The organism is Streptococcus sp. F2, from assembly GCF_056500955.1.
Genome location: NZ_JBWKAI010000001.1, coordinates 102,786 through 118,036 on the forward strand (window position 1 = coordinate 102,786; position 15,251 = coordinate 118,036).

Annotated in this window: 22 protein-coding genes; 3 read left to right on the forward strand and 19 right to left on the reverse strand. The window is 41.3% G+C overall.

Features of this window, described 5'->3' with window-relative positions:
• The first annotated feature begins 123 nt into the window (after nt 1–123).
• Both ACYTR8_RS00530 and ACYTR8_RS00535 read left to right on the forward strand, forming a co-directional pair.
• Nucleotides 124–513, forward strand: coding sequence for a VOC family protein (locus ACYTR8_RS00530; RefSeq protein ID WP_269760901.1), 390 nt, complete (start codon nt 124–126; stop codon nt 511–513).
• Nucleotide 514: 1 nt separating this feature from the next.
• Nucleotides 515–937, forward strand: coding sequence for a VOC family protein (locus ACYTR8_RS00535; protein ID WP_222819527.1), 423 nt, complete (start codon nt 515–517; stop codon nt 935–937).
• Nucleotides 938–987: 50 nt separating this feature from the next.
• Here ACYTR8_RS00535 and ACYTR8_RS00540 read toward each other — a convergent pair whose 3' ends face one another.
• From ACYTR8_RS00540 to serC, 4 genes are all read right to left on the reverse strand, one after another.
• On the reverse strand, nt 988–1,344 hold the full coding sequence (locus ACYTR8_RS00540) for an arsenate reductase family protein (protein WP_111715527.1): 357 nt from the start codon (nt 1,342–1,344) through the stop codon (nt 988–990).
• Nucleotides 1,341–1,838, reverse strand: coding sequence for a methylated-DNA--[protein]-cysteine S-methyltransferase (locus ACYTR8_RS00545; RefSeq protein WP_479641483.1), 498 nt, complete (start codon nt 1,836–1,838; stop codon nt 1,341–1,343). The genes ACYTR8_RS00540 and ACYTR8_RS00545 overlap by 4 nt, the downstream gene beginning before the upstream one ends.
• Nucleotides 1,839–1,906: 68 nt before the next feature.
• Nucleotides 1,907–2,458 (reverse strand): N-acetyltransferase family protein, encoded by a 552-nt coding sequence (locus ACYTR8_RS00550; RefSeq protein WP_479641484.1) that lies wholly within the window; start codon nt 2,456–2,458, stop codon nt 1,907–1,909.
• A gap of 25 nt (nt 2,459–2,483) precedes the next feature.
• On the reverse strand, nt 2,484–3,575 hold the full coding sequence (serC, locus tag ACYTR8_RS00555; RefSeq protein WP_269760896.1) for a 3-phosphoserine/phosphohydroxythreonine transaminase: 1,092 nt from the start codon (nt 3,573–3,575) through the stop codon (nt 2,484–2,486).
• Between the two features lie 116 nt (nt 3,576–3,691).
• On the opposite strand from serC, the gene ACYTR8_RS00560 reads away from it, so the two are divergent.
• The gene (locus ACYTR8_RS00560; RefSeq protein WP_111715517.1) at nt 3,692–4,321 is read left to right on the forward strand and encodes a copper homeostasis protein CutC; all 630 of its coding nucleotides are present in this window, start codon (nt 3,692–3,694) and stop codon (nt 4,319–4,321) included.
• A 46-nt stretch (nt 4,322–4,367) separates the two neighbouring features.
• Here the strand turns inward: ACYTR8_RS00560 and ACYTR8_RS00565 are convergent, their stop codons facing one another.
• The 15 genes from ACYTR8_RS00565 to ACYTR8_RS00635 all read right to left on the reverse strand — a co-directional run bounded on the left by ACYTR8_RS00565 (nt 4,368) and on the right by ACYTR8_RS00635 (nt 15,103).
• Nucleotides 4,368–4,760: a DUF5684 domain-containing protein gene (locus ACYTR8_RS00565; RefSeq protein WP_111715515.1), complete on the reverse strand. Its 393-nt coding sequence runs from the start codon at nt 4,758–4,760 to the stop codon at nt 4,368–4,370.
• Between the two features lie 26 nt (nt 4,761–4,786).
• On the reverse strand, nt 4,787–5,650 hold the full coding sequence (gene rsmI, locus ACYTR8_RS00570; protein WP_111715512.1) for a 16S rRNA (cytidine(1402)-2'-O)-methyltransferase: 864 nt from the start codon (nt 5,648–5,650) through the stop codon (nt 4,787–4,789).
• Nucleotides 5,651–5,654: 4 nt separating this feature from the next.
• The gene (gene yabA, locus ACYTR8_RS00575) at nt 5,655–5,978 is read right to left on the reverse strand and encodes a DNA replication initiation control protein YabA (protein ID WP_003058686.1); all 324 of its coding nucleotides are present in this window, start codon (nt 5,976–5,978) and stop codon (nt 5,655–5,657) included.
• Entirely contained in the window at nt 5,971–6,771 is an 801-nt protein-coding gene (gene ricT / locus ACYTR8_RS00580; RefSeq protein ID WP_269760893.1) for a regulatory iron-sulfur-containing complex subunit RicT, read from the reverse strand. The genes yabA and ricT overlap by 8 nt, the downstream gene beginning before the upstream one ends.
• Nucleotides 6,768–7,640, reverse strand: coding sequence for a DNA polymerase III subunit delta' (locus ACYTR8_RS00585; protein WP_269760892.1), 873 nt, complete (start codon nt 7,638–7,640; stop codon nt 6,768–6,770). The genes ricT and ACYTR8_RS00585 overlap by 4 nt, the downstream gene beginning before the upstream one ends.
• Nucleotides 7,641–7,655: 15 nt before the next feature.
• On the reverse strand, nt 7,656–8,291 hold the full coding sequence (gene tmk, locus ACYTR8_RS00590) for a dTMP kinase (RefSeq protein WP_111715504.1): 636 nt from the start codon (nt 8,289–8,291) through the stop codon (nt 7,656–7,658).
• A gap of 86 nt (nt 8,292–8,377) precedes the next feature.
• Nucleotides 8,378–9,040 carry a CBS domain-containing protein gene (locus tag ACYTR8_RS00595; RefSeq protein ID WP_479641485.1) on the reverse strand — a complete coding sequence of 221 codons (663 nt, stop codon included), beginning with the start codon at nt 9,038–9,040 and terminating at the stop codon, nt 8,378–8,380.
• Between the two features lie 44 nt (nt 9,041–9,084).
• Nucleotides 9,085–9,789, reverse strand: a complete 705-nt coding sequence (locus ACYTR8_RS00600; RefSeq protein ID WP_171841621.1) for an ABC transporter ATP-binding protein — start codon at nt 9,787–9,789, stop codon at nt 9,085–9,087.
• A gap of 5 nt (nt 9,790–9,794) precedes the next feature.
• Nucleotides 9,795–10,559 carry an ABC transporter ATP-binding protein gene (locus tag ACYTR8_RS00605; RefSeq protein ID WP_022554291.1) on the reverse strand — a complete coding sequence of 255 codons (765 nt, stop codon included), beginning with the start codon at nt 10,557–10,559 and terminating at the stop codon, nt 9,795–9,797.
• Nucleotides 10,560–11,513, reverse strand: a complete 954-nt coding sequence (locus tag ACYTR8_RS00610; RefSeq protein ID WP_111715498.1) for a branched-chain amino acid ABC transporter permease — start codon at nt 11,511–11,513, stop codon at nt 10,560–10,562.
• A 3-nt stretch (nt 11,514–11,516) separates the two neighbouring features.
• Nucleotides 11,517–12,386 carry a branched-chain amino acid ABC transporter permease gene (locus tag ACYTR8_RS00615; protein WP_003060403.1) on the reverse strand — a complete coding sequence of 290 codons (870 nt, stop codon included), beginning with the start codon at nt 12,384–12,386 and terminating at the stop codon, nt 11,517–11,519.
• A 188-nt stretch (nt 12,387–12,574) separates the two neighbouring features.
• The gene (locus ACYTR8_RS00620; protein ID WP_479641486.1) at nt 12,575–13,747 is read right to left on the reverse strand and encodes an ABC transporter substrate-binding protein; all 1,173 of its coding nucleotides are present in this window, start codon (nt 13,745–13,747) and stop codon (nt 12,575–12,577) included.
• A 248-nt stretch (nt 13,748–13,995) separates the two neighbouring features.
• Nucleotides 13,996–14,286, reverse strand: a complete 291-nt coding sequence (locus tag ACYTR8_RS00625; protein ID WP_003060978.1) for a YlbG family protein — start codon at nt 14,284–14,286, stop codon at nt 13,996–13,998.
• Nucleotides 14,262–14,732 (reverse strand): YlbF/YmcA family competence regulator, encoded by a 471-nt coding sequence (locus ACYTR8_RS00630; RefSeq protein WP_443597437.1) that lies wholly within the window; start codon nt 14,730–14,732, stop codon nt 14,262–14,264. Before ACYTR8_RS00630 ends, ACYTR8_RS00625 begins: the two co-directional genes overlap by 25 nt.
• 74 nt (nt 14,733–14,806) lie before the next feature.
• Nucleotides 14,807–15,103 carry a DUF4298 domain-containing protein gene (locus ACYTR8_RS00635; RefSeq protein WP_479641487.1) on the reverse strand — a complete coding sequence of 99 codons (297 nt, stop codon included), beginning with the start codon at nt 15,101–15,103 and terminating at the stop codon, nt 14,807–14,809.
• Between the last annotated feature and the right edge of the window lie 148 nt (nt 15,104–15,251).

The following is a 15,251-nucleotide window of genomic DNA, read 5'->3' on the forward strand; positions in this document are numbered from 1 at the left end:
GGGAACCCTTCTTTTTTTATGTCTCAATAGCATATACATCCCATTTCGAATACTTTTAAATTGCTCTTTAACAATAGGAAAGGTATAATTATTTATCACTAAATATTAGTAATGGAGAGAGAAATGATTACAAAATCAACAACAATACTTTATGTCGCAGATACAGAGGCCGCTCTACAATTTTGGTCTGAGCAAGTGGGCTTTGTCTTAATTGATCAAGCGCAACAAGAAGGGACTTCCTCCTATGAGATTGCCCCAAATAAGGAATCAGCTATAAGCTTTTGCCTACACAACAAGGAAATCGTGGCTGCTGCTAATCCTGGTATGGATCTAGGTTTTCCATCTCTTTTATTTGAAACGGATCATCTTCAGGCAGATTACGAACGTCTAACGGCCGCTGGTGTCGCAACCAATCCTATTATGGAATACCAAGGCATGATTCATTTCACCTTCTCTGATAATGAAGGTCATTACATCGCTGTTCGTCAATCAACATCACCTAAAGGAGCTTAGTATGGTTACTGCCATTAATGTTTATCTCGTTACTGATGGTAACGGTCAAAAGGCTGTCGCATTCTACCAAGAGGTTTTTCAAGCAAAAGTAGTTAATCTACTCTTGTGGAAAGATGGTGTTCCTGATTGCCCGAAAACTCATGAACATCTTGTCCTCAACGCTCAACTAGATATTGATGGTATTCGTTTGGATCTCTCAGATGAAAATCCTGATGTTGGTTATCAAGCTGGTGTCAATATGACAGCTTCTATTATGGTAGATAGCATCGAAGAAGCCCAGCGTATTTACGACAAGTTAATCACCAATGCTAAGGCAATCAACCTTCCCCTCCAAAAAACCTTCTGGAGCCCTGCCTACGCTAATATTACCGACCAATTTGGAATGATGTGGCAGTTAAATACCGAATTAAAAGCAGAACATTAAAAAAGAGACAATCCTCCTTCTTTAAGAGGTGTCTCTTTTTTATACTCCTTTTAGGAGAGGTTCAAGTCTTGATATGGCTTGCGATAGCCAACTTGTAAGACGTTACCGTCCTTAATCAGAATAGGCCGTTTAATCAACATACCATCTGTGGCTAAGAGTTCAGCAGCTTCGTCAAGGCTAAGATGGTCTATCTTATCTTTAAGTCCCAAGTCACGATAGCTGTTACCACTGGTATTAAAGAAATTCTTGATGGTATAGCCAGATGTTTCCATCCAATGTTTGAGGTCCTGAGCTTTGGGTGGATTAGCTTTGACATCAATGACTTCAAAGTCACTAACCAGTTGCTTTAGTTCAGTCATGGCTCTTTGACAGGTACTGCATTTTGGGTATTGGTAGATGGTAATCATTTTTTCTCCTTTGTTATCAGTGATCTTTCATGCTTGAGTAACCAAGCTTTTTTATCTAGGCCGCCGGCATAACCTCTAAGCTGTCCATATGCTGCTATCACACGGTGGCAGGGAATAAAGAGACTTAGGGGATTACGACCAATAGCTGCGCCAACAGCTTGGGCCGATTGACAGGCAACTTGTGTTGCGAGTTGACCATAGGTTATCGTTTCTCCATAGGGAATCTGGCGTAAGGCTTCCCAAACGTTCTGTTGAAAAGGGGTCCCTTTGGGGGCTAGATTAATGGAAATAGCAGTTGGATTTCCTTCAAAATAAGTATCTAACCAACTGGCAGCCGCTTGCAAGATAGCGTTGGTTCCTCTTTGAGGGAGGCGGTCAAGACCTGCTTGGAAATAAGCCTGTCCTGAAAACCAAGCCCCCACCAAAGCGTGGTCTGTTGCCACTAAAGATATCTTTCCTAATGGACTATCATAATAAGATTCTGTTAAGGTCATGGGTTTTACTTTCTTCGTTTTAAACGTTTAGCAAAGACAGTGGCTAAACAGGATTCCGCAATCCTTCTTTATAAGCCATAGCGGCTGTCTTCGTCTATCTCCTGATAGTCAGCTTGTTCATAACTCTCTTTAAGTTTTTGATAGGCCAAGCGAACCCCATCCAAGGGCACTTTACCACAATAGACATAGCCTAATTTGGTCAAGAGGTGCTGCATGACATTGTTCTTTTCATGGGTATCACAACGAAAATCCTTTTGGTCAAAGCCTTCGATTAAGCCCTGTAAAAAAGTTTGGGCAACACCTTGACCTTGATGGTCTTTCGATACCGCAATGCGATGAAAGGTCACATAATCTTGATTGGGCGTTCTCCACTGGCCATCGTAAATAGCATTGTAAGCTTCTTCATTACCATAAATGGCTGCTGCGTAGGCTACAATCGTCCCCTCATCATTTAGAGCTACATAAGCGTGACCTTTTAAAATATCATCAATAATCACCTCTTCATTGGGGTAGCCATTTTGCCACTGGTCACTCCCATAAGCAGCAATCACCGCCTTAGCATCTTCAATCACGTTCATCACTTGAGCCACTTCATTTGGAAAGGCTAGTCTAATTTCCATTGTTACTCCTCTTTTCATGATTTGATTACTGATATTTCGCTTCAAATGCTGCCATCATCTCGATCAAGGCCAATACACCCTCTTTGGGAAAAGCGTTGTACAGACTGGCTCGCATGCCTCCCACACTGCTATGCCCCTGTAACCCATAGAGACCCCGTGCCTCCGCTTCTTGAATAAACAAGGCATCCAAAGCCGGATTTGGGCAAGTAAAGGGAACATTAACCATGGAGCGTTGATTGGCATAGCGAACAGGGTTATGGTAAAACCTTGACTGATCTAAGTAGTCATAAAGAAGCTGTGCTTTTTCCTGGTTACGCTTTGTCATTTTTGCCACACCTCCCATACCTTTCAGCCAGTCAAGAACCAAGGAAAGAACATAAATACTAAAGGTTGGTGGGGTATTGTAAAGAGAATGTGCTTCTGCTTGAACACGGTAGTCCCACATGCTTGATAAGGTGGGTTCCTGATTCAAAAAATCTTCATCAATAATAACCACTGTCACCCCTGCTGGACCCATATTTTTCTGGGCGCTAGCATAAATCATAGCAAAATCTTCCACCTGGTAAGGATAGGTCAAAATATTTGAGGACATGTCCGCCACTAAGGGAATGCCATTTGTTTGAGGCAAGTCGTAAAGAGCTGTGCCTTCAATGGTATTATTGGTGGTAATATGCACATAGGCAGCTTCAGCATCGAGAATTTTAGGGTCAAAGGTCGGGATATACTCAAAAGCATCAGCTTCCGAACTGGCCAGTAAAATAGGCTTAACCTCAATCTCTCTAGCTAAAGTTAAGGCTTCTAAATAAGCTTTTTTCCCCCAGTGGCCTGCCACCTGGTAGTAAGCCGTTTTTCCTCTTGCTACATTTAAAGGTAGCATGCTAAACTGGGTAGAAGCCCCACCTTGTAAGAAGAGTACCCGGTAATTATCCGGAATAGCCATCAGTTCTCTCAGCAACTCTTCTGCTGATTGGATAATATCTTCAAACCTCTGGGACCGATGAGACAATTCTAGTATGCTCGTCCCTCTTCCATCAATATCCAACAAGCTTGCTTGTGCTTGTTTCAAGACAGATCTTGACAACACTGCTGGACCGGCAGAAAAATAATACTGGCTCATAGAGTACCTCCCTATAATACTAGTGAGTATAGCATATTGTCCTTGATTTGACAAAAATATTTCCTGATGACTAGCTTAATTCGTGCTATAATACTAGTGATAAAGGAGATTTAAAAATGATTAAAGAATTTTGTGCTGAGAACCTAACGCTACTTCCAACCCTTGATGCTGGTCAAGTTACCCGTGTGGAACTCTGTGATAACCTAGCTGTCGGAGGAACAACGCCATCTTACGGTGTCATCAAAGAAGCCTGCCAGCTTTTACACGATAAAAACATCAGTGTAGCAACCATGATTCGTCCTCGTGGTGGTGATTTTGTCTATAACGACCTCGAACTAAAGGCTATGGAAGAAGACATTCTCAAAGCCATTGAGGCTGGCTCTGATGCGCTTGTGTTAGGCCTGCTGACTTCGGAAAATCAACTCGATACGGATGCTATCGAGCAGTTACTACCTGCAACACAAGGACTTCCTTTGGTCTTTCATATGGCCTTTGACCAGATTCCGACTGACCACCAGCACCAAGCGCTTGATCAACTGATTGATTATGGCTTTGTACGTGTACTAACTCATGGCTCACCTGAAGCTACTCCTATTACAGACAATGTGGAACAACTAAAAGACCTTATTACGTATGCCAATAAACGCATTGAAATCATGATTGGAGGAGGCGTCACTGCTGAGAATTGCCAAAGCTTGAGTCAACTCACTGGAACAGCCATTGTTCACGGCACAAAAATCATCTAAACACCTAAAAGACCATCAATAAATCCAATTGATGGTCTTTTCTCTCTTAGTTTAAAAGATGTGGCACAGGGTGGTATTCTTCTGCGGTATAAGCTTTTCCAAAAGCGATAATCAAGGTAGCAATACCTGGGAAAAACAAGCCAAATACTGCTAGCCCCTTTGATCCACCAAAAGCACGAACATAACAAAAGTGAACATAATAATAATAAATAGCAATCACCCAACCAATAAAGTAAAACCATTTATTATCTTCTCCAAAAGTGATTTTGTGTTTAACAAAACCTGCATAGAAAGGAATAAGGCTGTACCATCCTTTGTAACCCGCTCTTTTAAAGAGTCGCCAGTTAGCGATAAGGCATAGTAAGGCTGATAATAAGAATATAGCCAATATGATTCCATATATCCCTAAAATAAGAACTGTTGTTTGATCTTCTGTCATTAGTTTTTCTCCTATTATATGATGACTTATAAGTCATGAAATTGTTGGTAAAGCTCTTGGCGATTAACCTGATAAGCTTTAGCAACTGTTTTGATAGCCTGGTTTGGTTTGGCACCTGCTTGGATTTCTTTTTGCACTAGAGAAACTAAGTCAACTTCAGCTGTCAACTCAACCTCACTGTCTACTTGGGATCCAGACACAATTAGCAGACATTCCCCTTTGAGTGGTGTTTCCTCAAGGTAGGATAAGATTTCTGAAATAGACCCCCGTTGGTATTCCTCAAATAACTTGGTTAATTCTCTGACAAGCACTACTTGACGGTCCCCGTAGCAAGTCAACATATTGGCCAGGGTATCCTTGACACGATATGGCGATTCATAAAAAATTTGTGTTTCTGGGTAAGGTGACTTACTCTCGAAAAAAGATTTTTGTTGCCCCGCTTTTCGAGGTAAAAACCCATAAAAAATATGAGGTTGAGGAGCAAGCCCACTAGCTATCAAGGCTGTAATCCCTGCTGATGCTCCCGGTAAAGCGACCACTGCGATATCGTTATCAATAGCGGCCTTGACCAAATCATGCCCAGGATCAGAAATAGATGGCATTCCTGCATCAGAAACCTGAGCCAGTGAACGGCCCGACGTTAATAAATCAATTAAATCAGGAATCTTTTCATAGGCGTTGTGTTCATGAAAGCTGATTTGCTTGGTGTCAATCTCAAAATGTTTCAGCAAAAGACCCGTGTTTCGAGTGTCTTCGGCACAAATAAAGTCAACTTCTTTTAGCGTTGCCACTGCTCTGAAGGTCATGTCCTGCAGATTGCCAATCGGAGTTGGAACCAAATACAAGGTCCCGCTTGTTTTCTTGTCTTTAAAACTTTTTTGAACCTGCATGCCCTTACTTTCTATCTAATAATTCCCTACAAAACATACATTCTTCATCATTTTCACGACGCTGACCGTAGAAAAAATTACAGATATGAAACCCTTCTTCGTAAATACCTTCTAAATGGTCCTTTCCTTGTTTGGAAGGATTTTTAGCTACCGTTTCATGTTCCAACTGGCTCAAACGTTCTCGTAGTTTTGTATTTTCAAGGCGAAGAATAGTGTTTTCTTCTACTAGTGATTGCACTTGTTTTTTCATGGCTTCAATTTCAGCTAAAGTAACCATTAAATTTTGTGAAAACCCATCAAAAGCATCGAATAATTCTTTTTTATTCACCTACTTTAACCTCCTCTAAAGCATAAGTGACCAAGGTCAACTGGTCTTTCAACCGTACCTTAACGGTATCTGTAAAAATATCAATAGCCGCTACCGTCGCAGGACCATCACTTGTCTCTACTATGGTACCATAATCAGGGAATTTTTTCTTGCTTTCCTGATAAAAGCTTTCTTCATACTGGAGACAACAGAGTAAACGTCCACAGTAGCCCGTTGACTTACCAGAATTCAAAGACAAACCTTGATTTTTCAACATCTTGATAGAGACAGCTGGAAATTCTCCTAAAAAGCTCGAGCAGCATAGAGGACGTCCACAAGGTCCTAAGCCCCCATAAATCTTGGCTTCTTCTCGACTGTTAATCTGGTGCAGTTCGATTCTAGTCTTAAAATAAGCCGCTAAATCTTTTAATAGTTGCCGAAAATCCACGCGCTCTTCTGCTGAAAAGGTAATTAGGACATAATGCCGATCTAAAGGAAAGACAATATCGATAAGTTTCATGTCTAGCCCATTTTTGGCAATCAAAGCCACTACTTCTGCCTTTGATGCTGCTGCAAACTTGGCATTATCCTCAAAAGCCTTTTTATCCATTGCCGTAGCAAGTCTTACAACGGTTGGCAATCCCTTTGGGAGACTACTCTCAGAAAAGGTCTTTTTCACTTGGCAGACCTTTGCCAGATGGCTTCCTTTATCATCTTTGACCACTAACAAGGTCCCTTTAGGAAACTCCTGATCTGTCTGAGCGTATTTGACAAGCTCCGTTTCCCCATAACGAATTCCAATTGCACCTATCATGACATCACCATATATTCTAATGTGTTTTGAAAATTGACATTGCTCTGCCACATGAGCCTAGCCTGATAGACAGCCTCCAATTGTTTAAAGGGCGTTTGTGATTGCTCTCTTGCCAAGAGTAGTGTCAAAAGGGTCAAAACTAACTCTTGCTCTTCTTTTTCGGTTGCCAACAGTACCAGGCGATTCAAGGCTAAATAAGCTTGCAGCTGGTCTTTTAACCAGATTGAAACAAAACGTTCAGTCTGAGTCATCACTTCTAAAAAATGACTATTTTGTGCCAAATCTTCTAATTGGTCAACATTTTTAGCCAGTTTGGCCACTAAATCAGCTTGACTTCTTAATAAACCTCGCTCTTGGGCTAACTGGAAGAGATAGGCTTCATTTTTCGGAAATTGAAACACCTGTGTGCGACTTTTAATGGTCGGAAGCACTTTGTTATCATCATTGGTCAGCAAAAACATGTAAGCTTGCCCTTGAGGTTCCTCAATGTATTTTAGCAAGCTATTAGCGGCATTGACATGCATTTTTTCACAATCTTTGATAATAAAAACTTGTCGTTTTCCTTCATATCCTGTCTGTGAAAAGTTAGCCATCATTTCTTTGACCACATCCGTTTTAATCACTTGCCCTGTTGGTTCCAATACCGTCACATCAGCAAAATCTCCCTGTTCAATCAATTGACAAGATCGACAGTGCCCGCAGGGTGTCTGATCCTTTTTCTGTTCACAAAAGATGACCTTAGCTAAAAAAAGAGCCATCTCGGCATTGGCAAAATCACCAGAAAAAAGATAGGCATGGTTTAGACGGTCCTTCTTTAAAATATCCTGAAATGCTTGATAGACTTTAGGGGCCTTCTGTGCTAAATCCATTCCCATCCTCCTTTTCTAGGCTTCCATGAGAGCCAAAATATGTGCTAAAGCAACACCAACGACATCTTCTAAAGGTTTTGAGGCATCAATGGTTACAATGCGATTAGGTTGTTCTTGAGCCAAAACCAAATACCCTTCGCGTACCCGCTGATGCATATCAACTGCTTCAAGATCCAAACGATTCACTTCACGATTTTTATTGGCAGCAATACGAGCCAAACCAATTTCGGAAGGTACATCAAAATAAAGGGTCAAATCAGGTTCTAGACCATCTGTCGCAAATCTGTTGAGCCATTGAATGTCAGTCTTTGACAACCCTCGTCCCGCACCTTGATAAGCTACCGAACTATCAATGAAACGATCAATAAAAACCAACTGACCTGCTTCAAGAGCTGGTAGCACCTTTTCCACCAAATGCTGCCGGCGAGCTGCAATATAAAGTAAGAGTTCGGTTTTGGGATCCATCGTCGTGTGATTGACATCCAAAATAAGCTCCCGAATGTGCTCTGAAATCGCAACACCACCCGGTTCTCTTGTGGTCACAATCTCTTGGCTAAGACGCTCTTTTAACAAAGGAACGACTTGTTCCAAAACAGTAGTTTTTCCTGCGCCATCTGGCCCTTCGACTGTGATAAGTTTTCCTGTAATCATTTGACTTCCTTCGTTCTATATTAGTTCTATTTTACCAAAAAATTGCTCAAAAAAACACTGCCAATTCTCTTGGCAGCGTTCAATTTTTAGGATAGATCAGGCTTAGCAAGTGTTTTAAGAACAGATTCCACGGTAATTCCTGCTGCTGCTAACCGTTCAGATAACCATTGTGGAGCTGTCGTTCCATCTAATTGCATCTCAATAACTGTTTTCCCATTGGAACGATTGGCAACAACGGTACGCCGGATGTTCAGGTTTTCTTGTGACAAGCAGTCCGCAATTTTGGCGAGAACGCCAACGGCATTATCCGCTAACAAAACCACACGAATGCCCTCCACTCCATATCCAGAGACCTCTAAAAAAGCTTTAAAGACATCACGATCTGTAATAATACCAACCACTTGATTGTTTTGGACAACAGGTAAGACACCTACTTTGTAGGTCATCATTTCATAAATGGCATCTTCCAAGCTAGCGTCTGGTTCTACGGTCACGACCTGACGAATCATGATGTCTCGGATTTTAGTTTTATTAAGCAAATAATTCATCTCATAGATAGATAAACTGGTTGCCTTTGACGGTCTTGCATCTGCCATAGTCCCCTCGGTCACAAGACCAACTAGCTGCCCCTTTTCGATAACAGGCAAGCGTCTCAATCCCTTGTCGCGCATCAGATCAGCTGCATGGGCAACACTTTCCTCGGGTGAAATGCTGATGACTTCCTTCGTCATATAATCTTTAACTGACATGACTTCTCCTTTTTCTTTGATTTCAAATGTCCTGAGTAAGTGGTTTAACCACCAAGATAAGCTTTTTTAACTGCTTCAGAAGTTAATAATTCCTGACCAGTTCCTGAAAGAACGAGTTGACCAGTTTCTAACACATAGGCACGATTCGCAATGGCTAAGGCCTTGTTAGCATTTTGCTCAATGAGTAGCACCGTTGTCCCTTGCCTTTGAATCGCCTGAATAATATCAAAGATTTCCTTGATAAATAAGGGGGCAAGACCCATAGATGGCTCATCTAGTAAAAGCAACTTGGGTTGACTCATTAAAGCTCGTCCCATCGCTAGCATTTGTTGCTCACCACCTGACAAGGTCGCCGCATCTTGATGCTTGCGTTCTTCTAGTCTTGGAAAACGATCAAAAATAAGGCGGAGGTTCTTCTGATTTTGCTCACGATTCCGACTAAGAAAAGCCCCCATTTCTAGATTTTCCATAACAGTCAAACCAGCAAAGACGTGACGGCCTTCAGGAACTTGTGAGAGCCCAGCAGCTACAATTTTGCGGGCTGGTTGTTTTAAGAGGTCTTGTCCTAAAAAGGAAATACTACCTGATTTTGGCTTAACCAAACCTGAAATGGTTCTTAAAATGGAGGTTTTTCCGGCTCCATTAGCCCCTATTAAGGTGACAACTTCTCCCTCGTGAACCTCAAAAGAAACATCTTTAACAGCCTCAATGGCTCCATAATTCACCGATAACTGTTTCACTGATAACATGGCCATCAGAGGTCACCTCCTAAATACGCTTCAATAACACGTGGATTGTTTTTGATGTCTTGTGGACTCCCGTGGGCAATCAAGCGACCATACTCTAACACATAAATTCGTTCGGTCACTTCCATAACCAGACTCATATCATGTTCGATCAAAATAATGGTTATACCAAAATCTGTTTTCAACTGGCGAATAAGAGCCGTCAATTCAGCCGTTTCTTGAGGGTTCATGCCTGCAGCTGGCTCATCTAAAAAGAGGATTTTAGGTTTGGTTGCCAAAGCGCGCACAATTTCCAGACGACGTTGTTGCCCATAGGGTAAGTTTTTAGCCAAGGTTTCTGCCTCTCCCTCTAACTGAAATCTAGCCAATAAGGATAGCGCTTCTTCCTTTAAGGCTGCTTCTGTCTGATAAAATTTAGGCAAACGCAGGAGGCTGGACCAGAAATGGGATTTGCCCTGGTTGGCCAAACCAATCAAAACATTTTCCAAAACGGTCATGTTTTTAAACAAGCGGATATTTTGAAAGGTTCGTGATAGGCCTAGTGAGGCAATCTTATCAGGAGACTTGCCATTCAACAGTTGACCATTTAGGGCAATCGTTCCCTCGCTAGGTTCATACACCCCAGTCAAGAGATTAAAGAGTGTGGTTTTTCCAGCTCCATTAGGTCCAATCAGCCCTACTAATTCACCCATTTCCAAAGCCATGGTGACATCTCCAACAGCCGTTAGGCCACCAAAGTGTTTACTCAGCTGTTTAACTTCAAGTAATGCCATCTAGTTGCCTCCTTTTTCCTTTTTTGACAATAGAGTTGACAGGCGGAATTCTCTAGTGCCTAGTAGACCACCTGGTCTAAAAACCATTACTAAAATCAAGGCCAAGGAATAAATAATCATGCGCACATCAGAGAAATTTTGAAGGTACATGTTCAATAGGCCTAACACAATAGCGGCGACAATGGTCCCCGTTATCGAACCGAGACCACCCAAGACCGCAATGATAAGGTAATCAATAGAACGCATAATGGTAAAATCTTTGGGAACAACCGTTCCAATATAACCAACATATAAGGACCCTGCCATACTAGCAGTCATAGCCGCTAAAGCAAAGGTGATAACCTTAATTTTCGTCGTATTAACCCCCATGGATTCGGCAGCAATCTCGTCTTCACGCACCGCAATCACTTGTCGCCCCGTAGCGCTTCGAATAAAATTTAACATGACAATCGCGATAACGACCACAAAAGCATAAACAACTGGCCAAGAGGTATATTGTAAGACCCCTGTTAAACCAGCTGCGCCATTCGTCAGCTCACCACCATTGATAATAGCAATCCGAATAATTTCAGCAACACCCAAGGTTGCAATAGCCAGATAGTCTCCTTTTAAACGAAGTGTAGGAAAACCAACAATTACCGCTATCAAACCAGCTACCAAAACACCTACCAGCATAGATAAGTAAAATCCCAGATAGGTTGGCATATATTTGGTCAAAATCGCTGTGGCATAGGCACCAACTGCCATAAAACCGGCCTGACCTAGAGGAAATTGCCCTGAAAAGCCTAGTACCAAATTGGTCCCCATAGCCATGATAATAGCAATCCCAATCCCCATCAAAATTTGAACATAGTAAGGACCTAAGATACCTGTGCCAATCAGTAGGGTCAATATGAGATAAACAAGAGCAAGGATAAAGATCCAAGCCAACAGTGCTTTGTGTTCTTTTTTCATGACCTACACCTTCTCCTTTACATTTTTTCCTAAAAGACCAGCTGGCCTGACCAATAAAATCATAATCAAAACAACATAAACCACCGCATCACGGTAACTAGATAACCCAATAGCTGTCGAGAAGGTTTCAAGAAGACCAATAATAAACCCACCAAAGGCTGCCCCAGGAATAATCCCAATGCCTCCTAGAACAGCAGCTACAAAGGCTTTCAGACCCGGCGTCATTCCCATCAGAGGATTAATCGAGTTGTAGTAAAGTCCAATTAACACTCCTGCTGCTCCCGCAAGCGCAGAGCCTAAGGCGAAGGTAAAACTAATGGTTGAGTTAACGTTAATCCCCATAAGCTGAGCGGCATCACTATCCACCGAAACGGCCCGCATGGCCTTCCCCATTTTGGTTTGTTTGACGATAAATTGCAGGGCTAACATCAAGGTCAAGGAGACCAGTAAAATGATCAATTGGACATTAGTGACACTGATAGGTCCCAAGTGATATTTCACAACTTTTAGAGCTTGCGGAAAAGCGCGTGCTTCTGCTCCGACAAAATAGACCATGCCGTATTCCAGTAAAAAAGACACTCCAATCGCTGTAATCAGCGCAGCGATTCTTGTCGATTGCCGTAAAGGGCGATAAGCCAAGAACTCAATCAAAACACCAAGACAAGCTGTGAAAACCATGGTCAATATCAAGGCTAAGAAAAAGTTCAACTGCAGAGCATTAATCAAGTAATAACCGATAAAGGCTCCCATCATGTAAAGGTCCCCATGGGCAAAATTGATTAACTTAATAATACCGTACACCATGGTATAACCTAAAGCCAGTAAAGCATAAACGCTTCCTAGAATAAGTCCATTAACAAGTTGTTGGAGCATAAAATACCAAACTTTCTAATAAGAGTCATCAAAAATAAGGTAAGAGAATAGCAACAGATAATAACCTGAAAGCTCTCAATTGTTGACAAAAAATTGTCTATAATGATTCTGCAACCACACTACTCTTCTCCTTAACCTAAAAGAAATTGAGGAAAGTAACTGTTCCTCAACTTCCTACCTACATGTGTTTAATCAGCAGTTACTGTTGTTGCTGACGATTCTTTCCCGTTAGTTAGTTCAACAACCGAAACAGGCTTGATGGGGTTGTGTTGTTTGTCGATGGTCATGGTGCCTGTTACCCCTTCAAAATCTTTTAATTTAGCTAGACGTTTAGCAAGGTCAACAGATGTCTTGCTATCTTTAGCAGCATCGGCCGCCATGTAAATAGAATCATAGGCTAGCGCAGCAAACATAGATGGGCTAGTACCATATTTGGCTTGGTAGGCCTTGACAAACTGAGCCGCCTTGTCTGAAGTAGAAGCAGAGAAGCCCGAAATGTAATAAACCTTATTAACATTTGAAGCCCCTGCTAATTCAACTAACTTATCATCCGCAAACCCGTCAGGACCAAGGATTGGACTGGCAATTCCCATTTCACGCGCCTGCTTGATAATGGTCCCTGTTTCTTGGTAATACCCTGGCATGACGATGGCATCATATTCCTTATCTTTTAGTTTGGTCAAAGCTGATTGAAAATCGGTATCCCCTGATTGGAAAGTAGCTTCTGCTACAATGGTATCTGTGTATACTTTCTTGAAACGTTTCGCAATCCCTTTAGAATAGTCACTGGAATTGTCATAGAAGAGTACCACTTGTTTAGCTTTCAAATGATCACTAGCGTATTTGGCTAAGACATCCCCCTGGTAACTATCCACAAAGGTTGTTCTAAAAACATAAGGATTGGTTTTACCGTCACTGGTAAGGGTTAAATTATCTGTTGTCCCAGATGGAGTAATTAAAGGTACTGCTGCTTTGCTAGCATTTGGTGAAGCAGCTGCCGTTGCTCCAGAAGTTGCCGGTCCGACCACGACATTGACTTTGCTCTCAGTTGCTAAATTAGTCGTTACCGTCGCAGCTTCAGAGTTATCTGACTTATTATCTTTAGTGATGACTTCTATCGTTTTACCATCAACTCCGCCAGCCTTATTAATCTCATCAACAGCTAATTTAGCACCTTTTTCTTCAGCGCTACCATAAGCAGAAACATTTCCGGTTAACTCCAAATTCAATCCAATTTTAAGTGTCTTGCCAATCTCAGTTCCACTAGCAGCTTGAGAGCTAGCACCTGGTGCTGCACTACAAGCTGCGAGGCTTGTCGTTGATAATAATACTAAACCTGAAAATAATAATTTCTTTTTCATAACTACTCCTTATTTAACCCTTAAAAAATAATATGTAAACAAGAATACAGAATTATCAGAAAATTGTCAATACTTATTTTTGAAATATTTTGAAAAATGGCAAAATAACAAAAATTGAATCCAAAAAAAGACGTTAATCTATAAAAAAGAGATGCCACTCAGCCATTATTTCTGGTGAGTGGCATCTCTTTTTTGGATGCTTGAATAAAACTAATCATACTGGTTGATCAGTCCGACAAAAGGCATCTCTAGGCTTGACTTGCTCCTTCGGTCAATGTCATAGTGTTTTCCTCCCGATGAAGGTTACCCACAAACTGACGATCAATATCATCAAAAGCTGATGGTTTTACTTCTTTGACAAATTTTAAACGACTGATTTCGTCTACTTTCGTTTCCAAATCATTTTTATTAATATAAATGACTAAATAACGTGAGCGTTTGGAATGGTAATACAAGTCCCCAAACTTTAATAATTTTCTAGCATCGCGATTATAATAAAGGTAAATCACAAGCCCTATACGTTCTTGTTTTTGAAACATGATAAGCCCTTTTCTTTAATATTTTGGTATGGTCCTGATGGGTGTTTCGGCCGTTTGGGTGCCAAAGGAAGGCCTGTATCTACAAAAATACTGTCAGACACCGCACCAGCAATTTCTTCAGAAATGTTAGCCAAAATTTCTTGCAAATCCATTTGGACCAAGCGCATGGAAACGACCAAAGGATGACAATCCAAGCTACGCTTTTGCAGTAACATTTCCCGACGCAACTGCCTTACTTCAGGTCTAAACTCCTGTAAGGCTTTACTTGCGTCATAACGTTTTTTGATATCTTGAAACCGGTTCATCTCAACTTGCAAGTTGCCATCTGCTTCAACAGCTGCTTTAGCCTCAGCATAAGCCTGATATTGAGGCACTTTTTTTAGACATGCCACAAGCTGATCAATAGCTTCTTCAATGGCAATGAATTCTTCACTTATGACTAACATAACTTGATTATACCATACTTTAATCAAAAGGTAAGGGGGAAGCGATAAGGAGCGAAAAATGTCAGCACAATAGCTTACAGATGTCGGTACATGGTTGACGAAAAGCGCAACAACCTTCCTAACAAGTCATTATGCTCACAAATGAGCTCATAGAGTTGATCTTCACTGAGGATACCTGCTTTGAGTCCCTCAATTTCTTGGGTTCTGAAGTGAAACCAGTCCTCGCTACCATAAAAGGCCCTCAAGGCCCTATAATCGTCATAAGCTGCCTCAACTTGAGCAAAACTGATAATTAATTCCTCTAATTTAGGAAAAAAAGCCTCATATTTTTCTTCAAGTTCTTGAAGTTTTTGAACATCATGTGGTGTCATCAATAATCTCCTTTTCACTATAAAATGGGTGAGATGAGTCCAAACAGGATGGGAAAGTCAGCACAATAAATTCATTTTATTATATGGCAATACCATCACTTTAGGATAACATAGTCAAGACCACACGGTCACTCAAATCCTTAACGGT